Consider the following 17,451-nt stretch of genomic DNA (forward strand, 5'->3'; position numbering starts at 1 on the left):
TCCAACAAATATAGATCAATAAGTCCTATTATTAAAGCCCAATAAGAGTAAACGGCTAAGATTTTATCCGTTTGACCTTTTTTAGCCCTAATGAGGCCAATACCTTTGCGCCATCATAAACAGAAGAATTAAAAGATGAAAAAGATCACATTTCTATTGATAATCGTATGGATGAGTCAGGCATCAACCCTGATAGCTCAAGTATCAAAACCTGATACACTCGTTCAGGAAATTAGAAGTTATGTAGCCCGCAACTTCTCCCAAGCCCGTACATTCAATTTATATTGGGAAACAGGTCCTTCTCACGATTATACGCTCAAACGGAACGGGCAGGAGATCGAAAACGGAAAGATGCGAGATATGCACACGATCAAGTTTAGTGTGAATGTTCCGATACTCTTACTCAAGAATTTTTCGCTATACACAAACGGGCAAGCTAACTTTTACAAGTTTGAAGCACGTAATAACGCCACAGGAGAAATCTCGTCCTTATATTCTGAAAATGAGGGAGCCTACAATTACTATAAAGGAGGACTAAGCGCAACCTATCGCACGAAAATTGCAGGGAAACCACTTATTCTAAACGCAAACATATCGGGTGACGGATGGAATGAAGGCTTTGAGAAAATAGAAGGATCATTCTCGGCCATCGTAATGTTAAAGAACACGTCGACAAGCCGCTTCAGCATCGGACTATATGGTATGACTCTCTACAATCAAGTACCTGCACTACCAATTATTTCTTATTGGCACCAATTCAACCCTCAACTGAGTGTCGACATTACTTTGCCAAGCCAAGTGCATTTGCGCTACCAGTTCAACAGCAATCACCGCCTTTCTTTAGGCGCACAAATGGAAAGCGAACGTTTCTACATAAAGCCAGCTATAGAAGACTTATCGCAAACGTATCTCCACAGTACAGCAACCATCAAACCGGAAATAGTCTATGAATTTATCATCAACAAACATTTCTACCTGATTGCCCGTGGAGGAGGATCAGCCTTACTTCAAAGCGGCTTATATAAAACCAATCGAAAAGGTATAGATGGCGACCCTTTAGTCGAGTTTAACCGCTCCATACAACCGTTCTTCAATCTAGGATTCTCATACAATCTGTTCAAATGATCAATTAGCTTCAATAGTGTATGAGAGAGTTCTCTAAATAGTAGAAAGACCAAAGGCTTACCGAAACGATGCATAAGCACAGTCTGAACTGCGCCCTTGCTAAAATAATTATTATGAAATTTGGCGATATTGATTAGTTCTATTATCTTGCGTCGGATTTCAGAATCACGTGCATAATCGTAATGAAGTCTTTTATAACATAATACTAAATCAAAGAAGTATGTCTTTAATTAGAGTTCTTCTCTCTATCATCTTCCCTCCCCTTGCCGTATTTGACAAAGGTTGCGGTTCAATAATCATCGTGCTTATTCTCACGTTAGCCGGATGGATTCCGGGTGTAATCGCCGCATTAATTATATTGAATAACACGAACAAGTAACTCGTCATCCCAATGGCTCTCTATAATGTTCGTTTCATAAACTGAAACCATCGGAAGAGTAATAAGCTATCGCAGAAATCACTATATTTGCAGCATGAAACATTTATCTCTCATATTAGCTATGGGCGTATTACTACTATCAGTAATGCCTTGTTGCCTTGAAGATAAATGTCTGTCTACCCACATAAGCGCTTTGAGTACGGGAGACGACGACGCATGTAATAGTTGTGATGACTGTGCCGATAACGGCTACGATTGCTGTTCGCCCTTTCTGCATTGCAATACGTGCACCGGATTTCCGGAAGCTCGTTTCTATAATCCCATAACAGTAATAGTAGGTTCAGTATCTGATTGCATTACAGCCTATGTAGTGAAAGGTAATCTCCCTGCTTTCATCTCTTCAATCTGGCAGCCGCCACAAGCATAAACACCTATTCCTTTACAGACCAAACAGGATCTGTATTTTGTTACGATGATGCATGCTTTGCATTGTCGCAACCTTTATGCTATTTCTTATGGAAGATTTAAAACATTGATCAGAATGAAAATGAAATATATACTGACGCTATTCTTAGCCTTCAGCGGCTCTGTTATTCTTGCACAAAACACGCTGAGAGTCAAATTAATAGATTGCGAGACAGGAGAGCCGCTAATCGGTGCGAATGTGGTACTGCAAAATACCTCAAACGGAACATCCTCTAATACGGAAGGTTTAGCGATACTTGCTAATATGCCCAATGGCAAACAGAAAGTTCAAATTACTTATACGGGGTATGAGAAGACAATTAAGCAGTTCGTATTCCCGCTGGAATCGGATGAGCCTATTGTTATCAAAGTCGAGCCTAACGAAGAGGCATTGCAGGAAGTAGTGATAGCTTCCACACGAGGTACCCGGACCTTTAAAGATATTCCAAGCCGTATTGAGTTTATAAATGACGAAGAGTTAGGCGAGAAGGGAGTCATGAAACCCGGCGATATCCGCATGCTTCTCAATGAAAGCACAGGTATTATGACGCAACAGACATCAGCGATATCGGGCAACTCGTCCATTCGTATTCAGGGTTTGGACGGTAGATATACCCAGATTTTAAAAGACGGTTTCCCCGTATTCTCGGGTGCGGCAAGCGGATTAGGCTTGTTGCAGACTCCACCTCTCGACTTAAAGCAAGTTGAAATAATAAAAGGCTCATCTTCCACGTTATACGGTGGAGGTGCCATTGCGGGGCTGGTAAACCTTATTTCGAAAACGCCCGAAGAAAAGAGGGACTTTTCGATACATCTGAATGGTACCACCGGCAAGGGACTTGACGTGAACAGTTTCTTCGGTCAGAAGTTCCAGAAGATAGGTACTACCGTGTTTGCATCTTACAACCGGAATTGGGCATACGACCCGTCGGATGTGGGCTTTACCGCAATTCCTAAGTTCGATCGGTTTGTACTCAATCCGAAGTTATTCGTATACCTGTCCGACCAGACCGATTTTAATATCGGTATAAACTCGATGATCGAAAACCGTCTGGGTGGTGATATGAAGTATGTAGAAGGTAAAGCTGACGAGGCGCATTCGTATTTTGAGCGCAATAAGACACAGAGACATTCAAGCCAAATGACATTTGAACATCGCTTTGATGAACATAACAAATTGGATGTGAAGAACAGTCTAACTTACTTCAGCCGTAAGATCGAGATTCCCGAATTCAAGTTTGACGGCAAACAGTTCTCGTCTTTCTCGGAAGTATCGTATACACATACGCAAGAGCGAACAGAATGGGTAACGGGTGCGAATGTCTGGACAGATAAGTTTACCGAAAAGAAGCTGACCGATTTCCCGCTTCGTAACTACAACATGACCACGCTCGGGCTGTTTGTACAAAACAACACTAAAGTAACCGATTGGATGAATCTCGAAAGTGGATTGCGAACCGACTACATCATCGATTATGGGGTAGCAGTATTACCCCGCATATCGTCTCTCTTCAAGATAACAGATCAATTCTCGTCTCGCGTCGGTGGCGGATTCGGTTATAAAGCGCCTACCATCTTCTCGGAGGATAGCGAACGCAGACAGTTCCAAAACGTGTTACCCATTAATGACAACCAGAACAAGCTGGAGAAAAGCTATGGAGCGAATATCGACTTCACCTACAAAACCGGTTTGTTCAACGATCAGATCTTCCTGAGCATAAACCAATTGTTCTTTTATACCTACCTGAAAAACCCGCTTGAGCTGCAAGCTGCGGATAACGACCGTTGGCAGTTTACTAACATCGACGGTCATGTGGACAGTAAAGGCGCTGAGACGAATATGAAGTTAACCTACAAGGACTTCGGCTTCTTCCTCGGATACACCTATACAGACGCAAAGGTTACGGACAATGGTAAAACTTATCAGAAGACACTAACCCCGAAGCACAAGATCAATTCAGTCTTGATGTATGAGGTAGAAGACAAATGGAAGATCGGACTGGAAGCCTATTACACGGCGAAGCAGAACTTGAATGATGGGCAGACAGGCAAGAGTTATCTTATTTGCGGACTAATGGTGCAGCGGATTTGGGAGAAGTTCTCTCTATACACAAACTTCGAGAACTTTACCGACCGAAGACAAACCCGGTTCGATACCATTCATACGGGATCGATGACCAAACCCGAGTTTCGGGATATTTACGCGCCACTGGACGGCTTTGTACTAAATGCCGGTATCATCATCAAACTGTAGAAAGAGAATGATCTCTTTTAATGTATAAAACAGATCGTTTCATCCGGGTGAGGGATTCGCCTCATCCGGACGAAACGATTTATCACTCTTCTCCTTTATGTTTCCGTTTACGGGTATAAAGTTTCTTCGACTGATGCACACGGCTAACGGAATGAAATCCCGGGCCAAGCAGTTCTTGCTCACCAAGTCGGTTACCCTTTCTGGCAGCCTTTATATAATCATCCATCGACAGGCTTTTCTGGTTTTGTTTCTTACGTACTTTCATCGTTCTTCTTTCTAATCGGATATCCAAATACTCTCTTTTATTTTGCCTAGCAAAGATAATAGAAGAATAGATAACAGACAAGTTTCTCACCACACGGTCTATCTTTCGAGCGTTGGGGTAAGCAAGCGATAACAAAGCATGCAACAGCAATCAGGCTGCCACACTAGGCAAGTTGCAACATCGTACGCACCTTTTCTCTTTCGCCTACCACCCAGACCAAATCATTCAGTTCGAAGGTTGTGTCCTTACTTAAAGAGATTAATTCATCATTACGTTCGATGGCTACCACCAGACTGTTGAATTTCTCACCAATCTGCGAAGCAATGACTGTTTTTCCCAGGAAGGGGAAACTATCATCCACCGTAAACGAATGGAGATCGACCTCTTTAGACGATTCTGTCTTTTGCTGTCCGGCAGGAACCACTTCCATTTGTTCACGGAACCGGGCCAACTGATCGTCCGTACCCACAGCCACCACTTGATCTTGCGGATAGAAGCATTCGTCCCCGCTCGGTATCTGAATCTTCACATCTCCACGGATGATCTTGACAATGTTAATCCCAAACTTCTCACGCAGAGCAAGTGTAGACAACGGTTTGCCGACCAATTGCGAATAAGGTGAAACCTCAATGGGAAGCAGGTGAATATCTTTTTCACTAAACTCATCGTGGAAACTCGACTTTAACGGCGAACGTTTTCTCATGGCCGTCTCCCGTTCATTCAGGTTAGTCAGGAAATGAGATTCAATCTTAGAGTACTGATTCAGATTGCTCCGGAAAAGCAAAATGAATATCAGAACAGCCACCGCGATTATAATCCCCACCCCATAATTCAACTGGAGATAGTAGATCAGGACGGCAGATACAAACACAATGGCAATCGTGATACGCGACAAAACCAAAGCGACCAAACGACCGCGGTTATACTTACTATCCTTCCAAAGACTCATAAACAGATTGGGCGAATTGTATTTGTTGGATATCAACGCCCACAAGAAAGGCGCCATTAGCAGCAGCGTTCCTACGCTGACTCCCACCCTTCCCCAGAAAGAGATAGAATCGACCCTGTTTTGAATCATCGGATAGACAACGTGAATAGAAAGCAGCAAGATAGCGGTCAGCAATACCGTATAGATTACTCCCTTCCCGAGATGAGCCTTAAATAGCTTCTTCCAGTCGCTATCGTGATTCACCGTTTTCTTTCCCGAAGTATAACTTGCCAGAAAATCTTTCGCCCGAGGCGGAAGAACCTTATAAAGCCATTCGCTGAACGGTTCCGCCAAGCGAATAAAGTAAGGAGTCGTAAACGTGGTGATAACCGATACCGCTACGATAATCGGATACACATAATCGTCGAGTACCTTTAAAGAGACACCTAACGCAGCGATAATAAAGGCGAACTCACCAATCTGCGCCAAGCTGAAGCCGGACTTAATAGAAGTCTTCAACGGCTGCCCGGACAGCAAAACCCCAAACGTGGAGAAAGTCGCCTTACCGAATATAGTGACCAACGTGATAATGATGATCGGCCAGGAATAGTCTATCAACACAGCCGGATTAACCAACATACCGACCGACACAAAGAAGATCGCACCAAATAAATCCTTAACAGGCTGAATGATGTGTTCGATATGTTCCGCCTCTACGGTTTCGGCCAGAATAGAACCCATAATGAACGCTCCCAGAGCAGCCGAGAAGCCTGTTTTAGTTGCCAGAACGACCATTCCCAAACAAAGTCCCAAAGCAATGATAAGCAAAGTCTCATTATTCATCAGCTTCCTCGTTTTCTTCAGGAAAGCCGGTATTAAAAATATTCCGATCAGGAACCAGAGAATAAGGAAGAACCCCACTTTCAGGATGCTCATAAACAACTCCTCGCCTACAAACTCCTGACTAACTGCCATCGTAGAGAGAAGAACCATCATCAAGATGGCAATTAAATCCTCGACTACCAGCGTACCGAACACAATGGTCGTAAAGTGTTGTTTCCTTAGTCCTAAATCATCGAACGCCTTAATGATGATCGTTGTAGACGACATCGACAGCATTCCTCCAAGGAAGATCGAGTCCATCACCGACCAAGAGAGTAAACGCCCCACCAGAAAACCGACAATCAACATGGTGATGACCTCGGTTATAGCCGTTATAAAGGCGGAAGAGCTACATTGACCAATTTCTTAAAACTAAATTCCAGTCCGAGGGCAAAGAGTAGAAAGACAACTCCGATTTCGGCCCAGATGTTGACACTCTCCATGTCTACCACCGTCGGGAAGATGTTGATATAAGGTCCGGCCAGTAGTCCGGCTACAATATACCCCAGCACCAGGGGCTGTTTTAACCATTTAAAAATTAAAGTTATTACTCCTGCCGATATCAAAATCAGCGCAAGATCTGTTATAAGAGTTGGTAAATGAGACATGCAATTTATGTTTATTAGTAATTGGGAATACACAAAGATAGGAAACCACCCTTGGAGAACTAATTTAACTTATTATTAAATAAAGTTTTTTATTATTTATTTAATGCTTTTCTTCCCTCTTTTGTTCAAAATAGAACTTTTAATAAAGTTTACACTTCGGTTTATTACATTTATCAGCCTATTTCTTTGTACTTCTTAAACTTCAGCTTATTTTTGTTGTATCCTAAATAAAAGAAAAAACTATGCTTTCAGATTTCAATTATCAATCCGTGCCTTATGGCTTTAGTCATTGCCTCAACGGACAATGCAAACACGCAACCGAGTGTCTGCACTATCAAGTAGCACTCCATGTACCTACCGAATGCCGGTCTTTCACACTGATCAATCCGGCCTACACAACTTCGGACAACGGAGACTGCCCGTGCTTCACTTCCGACCAACCCCTGCGTTTTGCCCGGGGAATTACTCATTTACTGGATAACATGACTCACAGCAACGCCCTCGCGGTGAAGCAAAAGATGCTTGCCCACTTCGGGAGGAACACATTCTACCGTATCAACCGGAAAGAGCGTGCCATCAGTCCGAGCGAACAGCAGTACATCCGTCAGATATTCAAAGACAAAGGCCTCGACACAGAGCCTGTATACGATGAATACATCAAAGGATATGACTGGTAAGCTCCGGGGAAAGGAGTTGTTTCATCAGCATGAAACTTTTTTCTCCTAGTGATGAGAATTTTTTCTCACCGGCATGAAACTTTTTTCTCACCCCTATGAAACAAAAGAAACTCCCGCATCTAACAGAAGACAACTCCGGTTGTATCAGTCAAAAACTCCCTAGTTCACACCAACTTCATTCGTAACCATGAAAAGATTCATCAATAACAAATCAATGTTCGTCTCGCTACTTTGCCTTCTCCTACCCATAGGGCTACACGCCCGCCATTCCGAACTCAACACCCGACTTGCGCAAGCTATCGAAGGAAGAAAGCAGAAGTCGGCATCGCTGTAATCATCGACGGGAAAGATACAATCGCCCTGAATAACGAAACGCGCTACCCAACCATGAGCGTATACAAGTTTCATCAGGCATTGGCACTGGCTAACTATATGGAACAGCGGAATCTGCCCTTTGAAACGATACTGGGCATTACCCAATCGGATTTGAAGCCCGACACATACAGTCCGCTACGTGACCAATACCCCAACGGCGGAATCAACATGAGCGTTGCCGAATTATTGAAGTACACACTCCAGCAGAGCGACAACAATGCCTGCGATATTCTCTTCCGCTATCAAGGCGGTACGGGAGCGGTGAACCGTTACATCCATTCGCTGGGTATTACCGATTGCCTGATTAGTGCTACCGAAGAGGAGATGCACCAAGATCTCGAACGATGTTACCAGAACTGGACAACTCCCGTTGCCGCCGCCGGATTGGTGGATCTGTTTCTCCGCAAACCGTTGTTCGGAGCGGCTTACAAAGACTTTATCTACCAGACGATGGTGGAGTGTCAGACCGGAAAAGACCGTTTGCCGGCTCCGTTGACTGACAAAGGAGTCATTATCGGACATAAAACAGGGACCGGCGGTCTCAATGCCCAAGGACAACTGATCGGTACGAACGACATCGGTTTCATTCTGCTGCCCAACGGACACCGGTACAGCATCGCCGTCTTGATAAAAGACTCCGAAGAGAATCCGCAGGCAACGAGCGGCCTTATCGGAGAGATTTCACGCATCGTATACGAATATGTATTGAAACTCACCTCTGCACCGACTCAACTCTAACATTCGGACGTACGAACCAAAGAGTTTGTTTTTGCATTTTGTAGAAGTAATTCTTTGGTAAGAGATTATTAATCCTTATTTTTATCGAAAATATAGACTATACGCCGCATAACTACTCCCCGAAAGTCAAGTTATGCCGCAAGTAATGTATAGAACGAACGCTTTAGAAATACTAAACCAGCATGCAGAAACGATTCAACCTACAACCGGGAGCCATTGCCGACCTCCCTCGGATGCAACAAACGTTTGAAGCCAGTGTGCGTCAGATGTGCAACCGGGATTATACGGAAGCGCAACTCGATGCCTGGATCGGACGGGCAACTCCGTCTCGTTGGGAAGAATTGCTGACCGGTGACTTGCAGTTTCTCCTTGCCGAAGAAGAAGCAACCAAAGCCTTGGCCGGATTCACGTCAATCAATACCCAAGGATATCTGCACAGCATGTTCGTTCATCCCGATTATCAACGTCAGGGAGTAGCCACGCTCCTACTCAACGCCGCCGAAGCGTTTGCCCGTAAGCATGATGCGCCTTCCGTGCATTCGGAGGTGAGTCTGACCGCCCAACCGTTTTTTACGGCAAAGGGCTATCACATTATAAAAGAACAAACCGTAAACATCCATCCCGAGAGCCTTCAAAATGCCGTGATGGAAAAGCAACTCTAACAAATTCATTATGAGATTACATCACATTGCTATATGGACTTTCCGTCTGGAAGAGATGAAAGAATTCTATGTTCGTTACTTTCACGGAGAAAGTAACGAGAAGTATATCAATCCCCGTAAGAAGTTCGAATCGTACTTCATCTCTTTCGAGAATGGAATATCCATCGAATTGATGAGCCGTGCCGACGTGCAAAACACGCCGATAGAAGAGAACAGACTCGGCCTGACTCATTTTGCCTTTACGTTCTCCAGTCCGGAGCAGGTTCTGCAATTCACCGAACAGATGCGTTCCGCAGGTTACCCCATAGTAGGCGAGCCACGGACATCGGGCGACGGCTATTTTGAAAGCGTTGTCCTCGATCCCGACGGCAATCGCATCGAATGTGTCTATTCGCCGGTCACGATACCGAACAAAGAGATAGACACCGAACGCCTCTTATTGCGTCCGTTTCGCGATAGTGACGCAGAAGCTTTCTTCGCTTGCTGCCGGAATCCGAAGTTAGGAGATAATGCCGGATGGAAACCGCACGAGACTTTGGAAGAGTCGCGGGAGATTCTTCATTCCGTATTCATTGGGTACAACGCTTGGGCTATCATTCTAAAAGAGACAGACGAACTGGTGGGTTGTGTCGGACTTGTTCCGGACCCGAAACGGGAGAATCCACAGGTGAATATGTTGGGGTATTGGCTCAACGAACCCTATTGGGGCAAAGGATATATGAGTGAAGCCGTGCAAGCTGTCAGCCGATACGGCTTCGAGGAATTGGGTCTCAGCCTCATCACCGCCAATTGTTACCCTCACAACGAACGTTCGCAACATGTGTTGAAACGGAACGGTTTCCTATACGAAGGAGTTCTCCGACAGGCGGAAATCACGTATGACGGACACATCTACGATCATCAGTGTTATTATCTTCTGCCGGTAACCCAACCGACTGCGGAAGATCATGAAGAGATACTTCAATTGTGGGAAGCGTCTGTACGCCATACGCATCATTTCCTGACCGAAGAGGATATTCAGTTCTACAAACCGCTGATACAAAACCAATATCTGAAGTCGGTCGACCTCTATGTTTGCAAAGATATTCACGGACGGATAGCCGCTTTTATGGGGCTTAGTGACGAACTCATTGAAATGTTGTTTGTACATCCCGACCAGCAAACCCAAGGGTACGGCAAGCGGTTGGTAGAGTATGCGGGCAAAGAGAAGTCGATCCGTCAGGTGGACGTCAACGAGCAGAATGAGAAAGCGCTTCAATTCTATCTTCACCTCGGATTCCATGTTGTCGGAAGAGACGACACGGACGGTGCAGGTAAACCATTTCCGATTTTACACCTCAAACGATAAGCAACTAGCAACTACCCGACTATGGATCTGCGAACCAAACTGTCCGAACGCATACATATCAAAGATATTCTGGTAACTCTTCATCAGGTGCAAGAGAATACGCTACTGCGTGAAGAGCTTTACCGGCTTATCTTCGATAAAGAAGATACCATCTCTTATCAGGCTTTGTGGATGTGCACGCATTTCCGGGAAGCGGAAATAGCCTGGCTTTCCGGGAAGCAGAACGAACTGATTGACGCGGCACTCGTTTGCTCACATACGGGGAAACGGCGGTTGATCTTGAGTTTGATTTATCAACAGCCCGCAAGTGATCCTCCGCGAGTGGATTTTCTGGACTTTTGCATGGAGCACATGATGTCTCGGGAAGAACCTCCCGCCATACAAGCGCTCTGCATCAAGTTGTGTTATGAATTAACACGTAACATTCCCGAACTCCAACAGGAGTTGCGCCTCCTGTTGGAAATGCTGGAGCCGGACATGGTATCTCCTGCTCAAGCTCCGCATTGAGAAACACCTTGAAAGCGATAAAAGTAGAAACTTCTAAAAGAAAAGAACAGATGATTATCATACAACAAGAAACATACACCTTGCGTACTTGGGAACCAGCAGACGCACCTTCCCTTGCCCAACAACTCAACAACAAAAAGCTCTGGGATAACTGTCGGGATGGGTTGCCTTTTCCGTATTCACAAGAGGATGGCGACTTTTTCATTCAACTGGTTAAGCAAAAAGATGGTGTACACGATTTCTGTATCGAGGTTGAAGGAAAAGCGGTCGGGAATATCGGGTTTGTACCCGGCAATGACGTCGAACGATTCAGCGCCGAAGTGGGTTATATACTCGGAGAATCGTATTGGAACCGGGGGATCATGACCGATGCGTTACGGGAAGCCATCAGCTACTATTTCGAAACGACTGACATCGTCAGGCTCTTCGCGTTCATATTCGAATACAATCCCGCCTCGATGAGAGTGTTGGAGAAAGTCGGTTTCTCAAAGGTCGGAATCATGCATCGGGCTGTTTATAAGAATGATCAGTTCTGGGACGGACATTACTACGAACTACTCAAATAGCCTGTTGCCCGAAAGTAGGAGTTGCCTAAAACCCAGCCCTGCCCCTTTTAAGCCTTACAGCCTATAAAAATGAATCGCAAAGAGGCCTTCATAAACCTCCGGCTCCATTCCACGTTCCTTGTGAACAGGGGTAATTCATTCCGTAAACGTCTAAGCCGTATACCAATAGCAAGGGCTGTCCCCATTTGGCGGACAGCCCCTATTTATCTCATAATCTGTAAGTGCTGATTATATGTCAACAGAGTAATCGATGGTTTTCATCCGGCAAATCCCCGGTAATTATTCAAAATAATATAAGAATACGGCGATGCCGTCAAGTGCTTTCTTTGGTTGGTCTTTTATCTCAATAGCAAACTTGATCTCAGCTTTTGCCACACCGCGCAGGTTTGTCAGCGAGTGAAGAGAAGCTACCAGCCGAATACTTTGTCCGGACAATACAGCCTGTCCGAATTTCATCTTATCGATACCGTAGTTAATCATCATCTTCAAGTTGTTCACTTCAATAATTTGGTTCCACAGGTAAGGAAGCATAGACAGAGTCAGGTAACCATGCGCAATCGTGCTCTGGTAAGGGGTGTCTGTCTTGGCGCGTTCTACATCTACATGAATCCATTGATGGTCCAGTGTTGCGTCGGCAAACAAATTAATGCGTTCCTGCGAAAGCTCTACGTAGTCGGATACACCAATCTGTTGTCCAACCATTTTCTCAAATTCTTCGTATGATTGATAATAACTTTATTCATCGTTCCACTATTTTATGGGGGTTATACATCTAATGGGGAGCAAAAATAGAGAAAAAAACAAGATGTCCCCATTTTACTCAACAAAATAAAGGTATCTTACCCTTTTCCCGCTAACTCCGGGTGCGAAGAAGGGGCAAGTTTCAGAGATTTACCCTATTTTTGCATCACAATCAATCCGTGTCTAATTCATGTTGCATTTATTAAAAGAGCCCGTTCCACAGATTCCGCTACCGGAGAAGTTTACATATCCTTTTCACTATACGCCGCATCCGCTTTGCGTGGAGGCTGCTGAAGAGGTAAAAGCCTACATCGCCAAGCAGGAAGAATGGAAGGAAGAACTGGCTTCAGGCAAAATGTTCGGTGTATTGATTGTGCAAACGCCGCAAAGTCCCACAGGTATCGGCTATCTGGCAGCGTTCTCCGGCAACCTCGCCGGGAAGAATTTACATCCTTTCTTCGTTCCGCCCATCTATGACCTGCTACAGCCCGACGGTTTCTTTCGGGTAGAGGAGGAACAGATTTCCGCTATAAACAGTCGCATTACCGCCTTGGAGCATACCGAGCGGTATCTCGAACTTAACAATCAGCTCAAAGCCGCAACCAAGCAGGCTTGCCAGGAACTTGCGAGTGCTAAAGCGGAACTTAAAGAAGCGAAAGAGAACCGGGAACTCCGACGTCGCTCCGACGAACAGCTTTCCGAAGAAGAACAGGCAGCCCTCATCCGGGAAAGTCAATTCCAGAAAGCGGAGTTCAAACGGCTGGAACGTGCATGGAAGCAACAGATTGAAACACTTGAAACCGAACTTAGTAAATATCGGACGGAGATAAGCGCACTGAAAAAAGAACGCAAAACTCGTTCGGCCGCTTTGCAACAGAAGTTGTTCGAACAATTTCGGATGCTGAACGCCAAGGGAGAAGTGAACGATCTCTGTTCCATCTTCGAGCGGACTGTTCATAAAACTCCTCCAAGCGGAGCGGGCGAATGTGCGCTACCCAAACTCTTACAATATGCTTTTCTTCACCAACTCAAACCGTTGGCTATGGCGGAGTTCTGGTGGGGCGACTCTCCAAAGAACGAAATACGCACGCATGGTTACTACTACCCTTCCTGTAAAGGTAAGTGCGAACCGATCTTGCAACATATGCTTCAAGGGCTGGAAGTAGATGCGAATCCGCTCTCCGAAAATATACATAAGGACACGGATATAGAGATTGTTTTTGAAGATGAATGGTTGGTGGTTATTAATAAACCGCCCGGTATGCTATCCGTTCCGGGCAAAGAAGATCAGATCGACTCGGTCTACCAAAGACTAAGGGAACAATATCCACTAGCTACCGGCCCCATGATTGTTCACCGATTGGATATGGCGACTTCCGGTTTGTTACTTATAGCCAAGAGCAAGGAGGTGCATCAGGAGTTACAGGCGCAGTTTGAAAATCGAAGTATAAAGAAACGTTATGTAGCTTTGCTCGATGGAAAGATAAGCCGAGTCGGAAAGAGTGGAAAGATTGAGTTGCCCATTTGCCCCAATCCGCTTGATCGGCCCCGGCAAATGGTTAGCGAGGTTTACGGTAAACCGGCCGTTACCGAATATCGTATACTGGAAACTTCTGCGGAGCGAACCCGCATCGCTTTTTATCCGCTAACGGGGCGTACACACCAACTACGCGTACATGCCGCCCATTCACAAGGATTAGCCTGCCCCATCGTAGGAGACGAACTTTACGGTCGAAGAGCGGATCGGCTTTATCTGCATGCCGAGTTTCTGGAGTTCCGTCATCCGGTTCACAAGCATCTCGTCTGCGTGCAAAAGGAAGCGGACTTCTGAGTAAAATGAGTTAGCTTACCAAGCAATCGTTCTTTTAAGGAAAGCGAATCAAAAGCTGTCGGTATGCTGTCAACCGTTTATCGCTGCATCAGCCTTTTGGGAGAGCCATGCCAGGAGCACCCTAAGCAATAGACATCTGTCAGGTCGAAGCCTTCTGTAGAAGCCTCGGGATCTTTAGCCACGACTTCACCATTCTCTAAAACATAAACCAAGAGCCGGTCGCCTTGCTCATTCTTAACGTACATAGCAGCTATTTTACACTGCGGACATAATAACTTTCTCATCACTTAATTCACCTGTATTCGTAATAATCGGCGTCAAAGATACTGTTTCATTCCGGATTTATCCACAATCTTCTTATCTTTGTGCCCGTCAGAAACTAAAGATGAAGAAATCGCGCCTAGCACAAGAAAAGGAAACGGTAGAGTTGATGATCCGCCTCTATTGCCGGAAAAAGGAAAAGAATAAAACTCTTTGCCCCGATTGCGAAGAACTGCTTCTTTACGCTCAGACACGCCTCGACCGTTGTCCGTTTGGAGCTGGGAAACACGCCTGCCAGCAATGCCCCGTACATTGTTATAAGCCTGCCATGCGAGAACGAATGCGACAAGTGATGCGCTTCTCCGGTCCCCGAATGCTACTTTATGCTCCCTGGAAAGCCATCTGCCACCTATTCCACCGATGAGAACTGAAAACCGGTTGCGGTTTTCAAAGTAAGGCATGCTGCACAGCCTCTTGAATTAAGCGTCCGGCGGACTCTATCCCGATAGCATCACTGTGAATCGCAAGGTGGTAGTTCTTCACATTCCCCCAAGTCTCTCCCGTATAATATTTATAATGAAGCGCTCTTGCCCGATTGATTCGTTTGAGTTCAGCCCCCGCTTGTTCGGTTGGTACACCATAGGCATGGGTGATACGCTGCATCATGTGCTCCGTGTCGGAATGAATGAAAACGTTGAAACAAAGAGGATAATCCCGCAGAATATAATCGGCACAGCGTCCGACAATAACGCACGGTCCTTGCGAAGCGATTCGGCGAACGACCCGGCTTTGTGCTACGAACAGGCGATCGGAAGGTGACAGACGTCCTTCGATTGGAGCGGTAAAGTCCTGCATGATCAATCCCCACAGCAAATTATTGGAGATATTTTGTTCATGTTCTTCCACATAGTTGGCAGCCAGTCCACTCTCTGCCGCTTCCAACTCGATCAACTCCTTATCATAAAAAGGAATACCCAAATCGCTCGCTATCTGCTGCCCAATCGCTCGTCCTCCACTCCCATACTCACGGGCAATGGTGATAATGATTCCGGTATTAGCAACGGCAACGCTTTCTTCACCATCAACCTCTCGCGGAGAAAGACGACTCAACAACTGTCCCACGAAAGCAAACTTACGGTTGAAGAAACGGGCGAAAAGCCCCACAACCAACGCGGCAATGACAGTCCCCTCACGTACTCCGACAATACTTCCGAGTAGAATCAAGGATACCGCACACGCCAAAAGTGCCAAAGAGGTATCAAAGCAGATCTTCACTACGCCGAACTCTTTACCCGTACGCAAAGAGATAGCCTGTACAAAGGCCTCACCGGAAAGCATCACCACATTGGCGATGACTTCCATACTGATTCCCAACCCTAGCACCATGCACCCCGCAAGCAAGGACAAGATCTGCATACTGTAGGTTCCGGGAACAAAACCTCCCAGAAGAGCCATGGACCAATCGATAAATATACTGAAAAGAACGGAAACGGGAAGTTGCAGCAGTTGCTGCTTCTGAAAATCTTTCTTCAGAAACCACATCTGTCCGGCAATCAACAGCATGTTCAACAGGAAGGTAAACTGCCCTAAAGTGACCGGATACTTCAAACTCAATGTATAAGGAAGACTCGATATAGGAGACGAACCTAAGTTGGCTTTAATAATCAAACTAATACCGAATGCGTTCACAAACAACCCGGCAATGAAAAGCAGATAACGAGCTGTTGTTTCTTTCTTTGTCATACTTCTTTTTATCTTATGTATAGGCTATCTCGATAGCACGTTGCAAAGGTACGGCTTCCTTCTCCCGATCTCCCGTTCAAAAGTCGAAGCAGATTGTTCAAAATGTGGCATTTCTTTGCGGCGAAGCGGCATTAATACTATCTTTGTCCTACCAAATCAGCCAAGCATTCACATTTCCACAGCCAAGCATCGATTATCATGAACGACGAATATCACTTGAATTTCTATCAGAAAGGCCAACTACCCGCCTACCCCTACCGGATGGAAACCGGTGAGTTCGTGTTTTGCCGGCAAGGAGAAGGCAGTCTTTACATCAACCAACAACGATTCACGCTCTCTATGGGTAGCGTGATCCTTGTCTTTCCGGATCAGATCGTGCTTTACGCCGACGTCAGCAACGATATTGAGCTAACTACCTTTTCTTTTTCTCGTCAGTTTCGCCATGAGATATTCTATTCACTCCCATCGGACAAGGTCTCTTTCCTGCGTGAGCATAACTATAGTTTATTTGAAGAGAAAGCGTGGAACGGAATACTCAATTATTTAGCTATACTGGAACAGAAATGTGCCGAGTCGTCAAACGTTTACCAACGCGAGCTCATAGTCTACTGCTGCCGGATGCTTTTCTACGAGATCTGCAATCAGACGGAACATCTCTATCGGCAGAGTCAAGCCAACCATCTCCGTTGGCGGATAAAAGATCAGTTCATCGCATTGGTCATTCAATCTTTCCGAGAAGAACGATCGGTCGATTACTATGCCGATAAACTCTGTATAACTCCCCGGCATCTAAGCAAAACGATTCGGCAAACCATCGGTTGCACAGCTAAGGAGTGGATCGGCGATTACGTGATACTCGAAATCAAAGTTATTCTAAACTCCACGGCCTATTCCATTCAGGAAATAGCCAATCAACTTAACTTCCCCGACCAATCGTACTTAGGCCGCTATTTTAAACATCACACCGGAGTGTCACCTACCACTTACCGCGAAATGAACCGGCTGGAAGCCTCGCCTACAAAATAGTGGAGTTCTTTATTCAGCCTATCAAAGTTTTATCTATCTTTGCCCGAGTCGCATAAGACTATGGAGTTGT

General features: G+C 45.4%; 14 protein-coding genes and 4 pseudogenes. 13 read left to right on the forward strand and 5 right to left on the reverse strand.

What is annotated here, in order from left to right; genetic code table 11:
• The first annotated feature begins 135 nt into the window (after positions 1 to 135).
• From JCM10512_RS14680 to JCM10512_RS14690, 4 genes are all read left to right on the forward strand, one after another.
• A complete protein-coding gene (locus tag JCM10512_RS14680; protein WP_044164266.1) occupies positions 136 to 1,125 on the forward strand; it encodes a DUF6268 family outer membrane beta-barrel protein in 990 nt (329 codons plus the stop codon).
• Positions 1,126 to 1,345: 220 nt separating this feature from the next.
• Complete coding sequence (locus tag JCM10512_RS22085; protein WP_081741344.1) at positions 1,346 to 1,504, forward strand: YqaE/Pmp3 family membrane protein; 159 nt, start codon at positions 1,346 to 1,348, stop codon at positions 1,502 to 1,504.
• Positions 1,505 to 1,598: 94 nt separating this feature from the next.
• Positions 1,599 to 1,931, forward strand: a complete 333-nt coding sequence (locus tag JCM10512_RS14685) for a hypothetical protein (protein WP_044164269.1) — start codon at positions 1,599 to 1,601, stop codon at positions 1,929 to 1,931.
• A 114-nt stretch (positions 1,932 to 2,045) separates the two neighbouring features.
• Positions 2,046 to 4,223 (forward strand): TonB-dependent receptor, encoded by a 2,178-nt coding sequence (locus JCM10512_RS14690; protein ID WP_044164372.1) that lies wholly within the window; start codon positions 2,046 to 2,048, stop codon positions 4,221 to 4,223.
• An 82-nt stretch (positions 4,224 to 4,305) separates the two neighbouring features.
• Here the strand turns inward: JCM10512_RS14690 and JCM10512_RS14695 are convergent, their stop codons facing one another.
• Together JCM10512_RS14695 and JCM10512_RS14700 are read right to left on the reverse strand one after the other, a co-directional pair.
• A complete protein-coding gene (locus JCM10512_RS14695; protein WP_244437216.1) occupies positions 4,306 to 4,515 on the reverse strand; it encodes a hypothetical protein in 210 nt (69 codons plus the stop codon).
• A 136-nt stretch (positions 4,516 to 4,651) separates the two neighbouring features.
• Positions 4,652 to 6,906: pseudogene (locus tag JCM10512_RS14700) on the reverse strand (monovalent cation:proton antiporter family protein).
• A gap of 242 nt (positions 6,907 to 7,148) precedes the next feature.
• Here JCM10512_RS14700 and JCM10512_RS14705 point away from each other — a divergent pair.
• The 6 genes and pseudogenes from JCM10512_RS14705 to JCM10512_RS14730 all read left to right on the forward strand — a co-directional run bounded on the left by JCM10512_RS14705 (position 7,149) and on the right by JCM10512_RS14730 (position 11,779).
• Positions 7,149 to 7,583 carry a DUF6078 family protein gene (locus JCM10512_RS14705; protein ID WP_044164273.1) on the forward strand — a complete coding sequence of 145 codons (435 nt, stop codon included), beginning with the start codon at positions 7,149 to 7,151 and terminating at the stop codon, positions 7,581 to 7,583.
• Between the two features lie 187 nt (positions 7,584 to 7,770).
• Positions 7,771 to 8,696 (forward strand): annotated as a pseudogene (gene bla, locus JCM10512_RS14710) (class A beta-lactamase, subclass A2).
• 182 nt (positions 8,697 to 8,878) lie between these two features.
• On the forward strand, positions 8,879 to 9,358 hold the full coding sequence (locus JCM10512_RS14715) for a GNAT family N-acetyltransferase (protein WP_044164275.1): 480 nt from the start codon (positions 8,879 to 8,881) through the stop codon (positions 9,356 to 9,358).
• 10 nt (positions 9,359 to 9,368) lie between these two features.
• On the forward strand, positions 9,369 to 10,706 hold the full coding sequence (locus tag JCM10512_RS14720; protein WP_044164280.1) for a GNAT family N-acetyltransferase: 1,338 nt from the start codon (positions 9,369 to 9,371) through the stop codon (positions 10,704 to 10,706).
• Between the two features lie 21 nt (positions 10,707 to 10,727).
• Positions 10,728 to 11,251: pseudogene (locus JCM10512_RS14725) on the forward strand (HEAT-like fold family protein); the annotation flags it as partial.
• Between the two features lie 12 nt (positions 11,252 to 11,263).
• Positions 11,264 to 11,779 (forward strand): GNAT family N-acetyltransferase, encoded by a 516-nt coding sequence (locus JCM10512_RS14730; protein ID WP_044164375.1) that lies wholly within the window; start codon positions 11,264 to 11,266, stop codon positions 11,777 to 11,779.
• Positions 11,780 to 12,058: 279 nt separating this feature from the next.
• On the opposite strand, the pseudogene JCM10512_RS14735 reads toward JCM10512_RS14730, so the two are convergent.
• A pseudogene (locus tag JCM10512_RS14735) lies at positions 12,059 to 12,522 on the reverse strand (MaoC family dehydratase).
• A gap of 188 nt (positions 12,523 to 12,710) precedes the next feature.
• Between JCM10512_RS14735 and JCM10512_RS14740 the strand changes: the two are divergent.
• Positions 12,711 to 14,351: an RluA family pseudouridine synthase gene (locus JCM10512_RS14740; RefSeq protein ID WP_044164286.1), complete on the forward strand. Its 1,641-nt coding sequence runs from the start codon at positions 12,711 to 12,713 to the stop codon at positions 14,349 to 14,351.
• Positions 14,352 to 14,428: 77 nt separating this feature from the next.
• Here JCM10512_RS14740 and JCM10512_RS14745 read toward each other — a convergent pair whose 3' ends face one another.
• Positions 14,429 to 14,635, reverse strand: coding sequence for a hypothetical protein (locus JCM10512_RS14745; RefSeq protein ID WP_044164288.1), 207 nt, complete (start codon positions 14,633 to 14,635; stop codon positions 14,429 to 14,431).
• 101 nt (positions 14,636 to 14,736) lie between these two features.
• Between JCM10512_RS14745 and JCM10512_RS22090 the strand changes: the two genes are divergently transcribed.
• The gene (locus JCM10512_RS22090) at positions 14,737 to 15,036 is read left to right on the forward strand and encodes a nitrous oxide-stimulated promoter family protein (protein WP_081741347.1); all 300 of its coding nucleotides are present in this window, start codon (positions 14,737 to 14,739) and stop codon (positions 15,034 to 15,036) included.
• Positions 15,037 to 15,059: 23 nt separating this feature from the next.
• On the opposite strand, the gene JCM10512_RS14755 is transcribed toward JCM10512_RS22090, so the two are convergent.
• Positions 15,060 to 16,355 (reverse strand): cytidylate kinase family protein, encoded by a 1,296-nt coding sequence (locus JCM10512_RS14755; RefSeq protein WP_044164292.1) that lies wholly within the window; start codon positions 16,353 to 16,355, stop codon positions 15,060 to 15,062.
• Positions 16,356 to 16,553: 198 nt separating this feature from the next.
• Here JCM10512_RS14755 and JCM10512_RS14760 point away from each other — a divergent pair, with 198 nt between their 5' ends.
• On the forward strand, positions 16,554 to 17,381 hold the full coding sequence (locus tag JCM10512_RS14760; protein WP_044164294.1) for an AraC family transcriptional regulator: 828 nt from the start codon (positions 16,554 to 16,556) through the stop codon (positions 17,379 to 17,381).
• Positions 17,382 to 17,451: the final 70 nt, after the last annotated feature.

Source organism: Bacteroides reticulotermitis JCM 10512, from assembly GCF_000517545.1.
Classification (GTDB): Bacteria; Bacteroidota; Bacteroidia; order Bacteroidales; family Bacteroidaceae; genus Bacteroides; species Bacteroides reticulotermitis.

Excerpts from the sequence above, each read along its gene's own strand:
- JCM10512_RS14680 (WP_044164266.1), top strand. The coding sequence starts at position 136 with ATGAAAAAGATCACATTTCTATTGATAATCGTATGGATGAGTCAGGCA.
- JCM10512_RS22085 (WP_081741344.1), top strand. The coding sequence starts at position 1,346 with ATGTCTTTAATTAGAGTTCTTCTCTCTATCATCTTCCCTCCCCTTGCC.
- JCM10512_RS14685 (WP_044164269.1), top strand. The coding sequence starts at position 1,599 with ATGAAACATTTATCTCTCATATTAGCTATGGGCGTATTACTACTATCA.
- JCM10512_RS14690 (WP_044164372.1), top strand. The coding sequence starts at position 2,046 with ATGAAAATGAAATATATACTGACGCTATTCTTAGCCTTCAGCGGCTCT.
- JCM10512_RS14705 (WP_044164273.1), top strand. The coding sequence starts at position 7,149 with ATGCTTTCAGATTTCAATTATCAATCCGTGCCTTATGGCTTTAGTCAT.
- JCM10512_RS14715 (WP_044164275.1), top strand. The coding sequence starts at position 8,879 with ATGCAGAAACGATTCAACCTACAACCGGGAGCCATTGCCGACCTCCCT.
- JCM10512_RS14720 (WP_044164280.1), top strand. The coding sequence starts at position 9,369 with ATGAGATTACATCACATTGCTATATGGACTTTCCGTCTGGAAGAGATG.
- JCM10512_RS14730 (WP_044164375.1), top strand. The coding sequence starts at position 11,264 with ATGATTATCATACAACAAGAAACATACACCTTGCGTACTTGGGAACCA.
- JCM10512_RS14740 (WP_044164286.1), top strand. The coding sequence starts at position 12,711 with ATGTTGCATTTATTAAAAGAGCCCGTTCCACAGATTCCGCTACCGGAG.
- JCM10512_RS14745 (WP_044164288.1), bottom strand. The coding sequence starts at position 14,635 with ATGAGAAAGTTATTATGTCCGCAGTGTAAAATAGCTGCTATGTACGTT.
- JCM10512_RS22090 (WP_081741347.1), top strand. The coding sequence starts at position 14,737 with ATGAAGAAATCGCGCCTAGCACAAGAAAAGGAAACGGTAGAGTTGATG.
- JCM10512_RS14755 (WP_044164292.1), bottom strand. The coding sequence starts at position 16,355 with ATGACAAAGAAAGAAACAACAGCTCGTTATCTGCTTTTCATTGCCGGG.
- JCM10512_RS14760 (WP_044164294.1), top strand. The coding sequence starts at position 16,554 with ATGAACGACGAATATCACTTGAATTTCTATCAGAAAGGCCAACTACCC.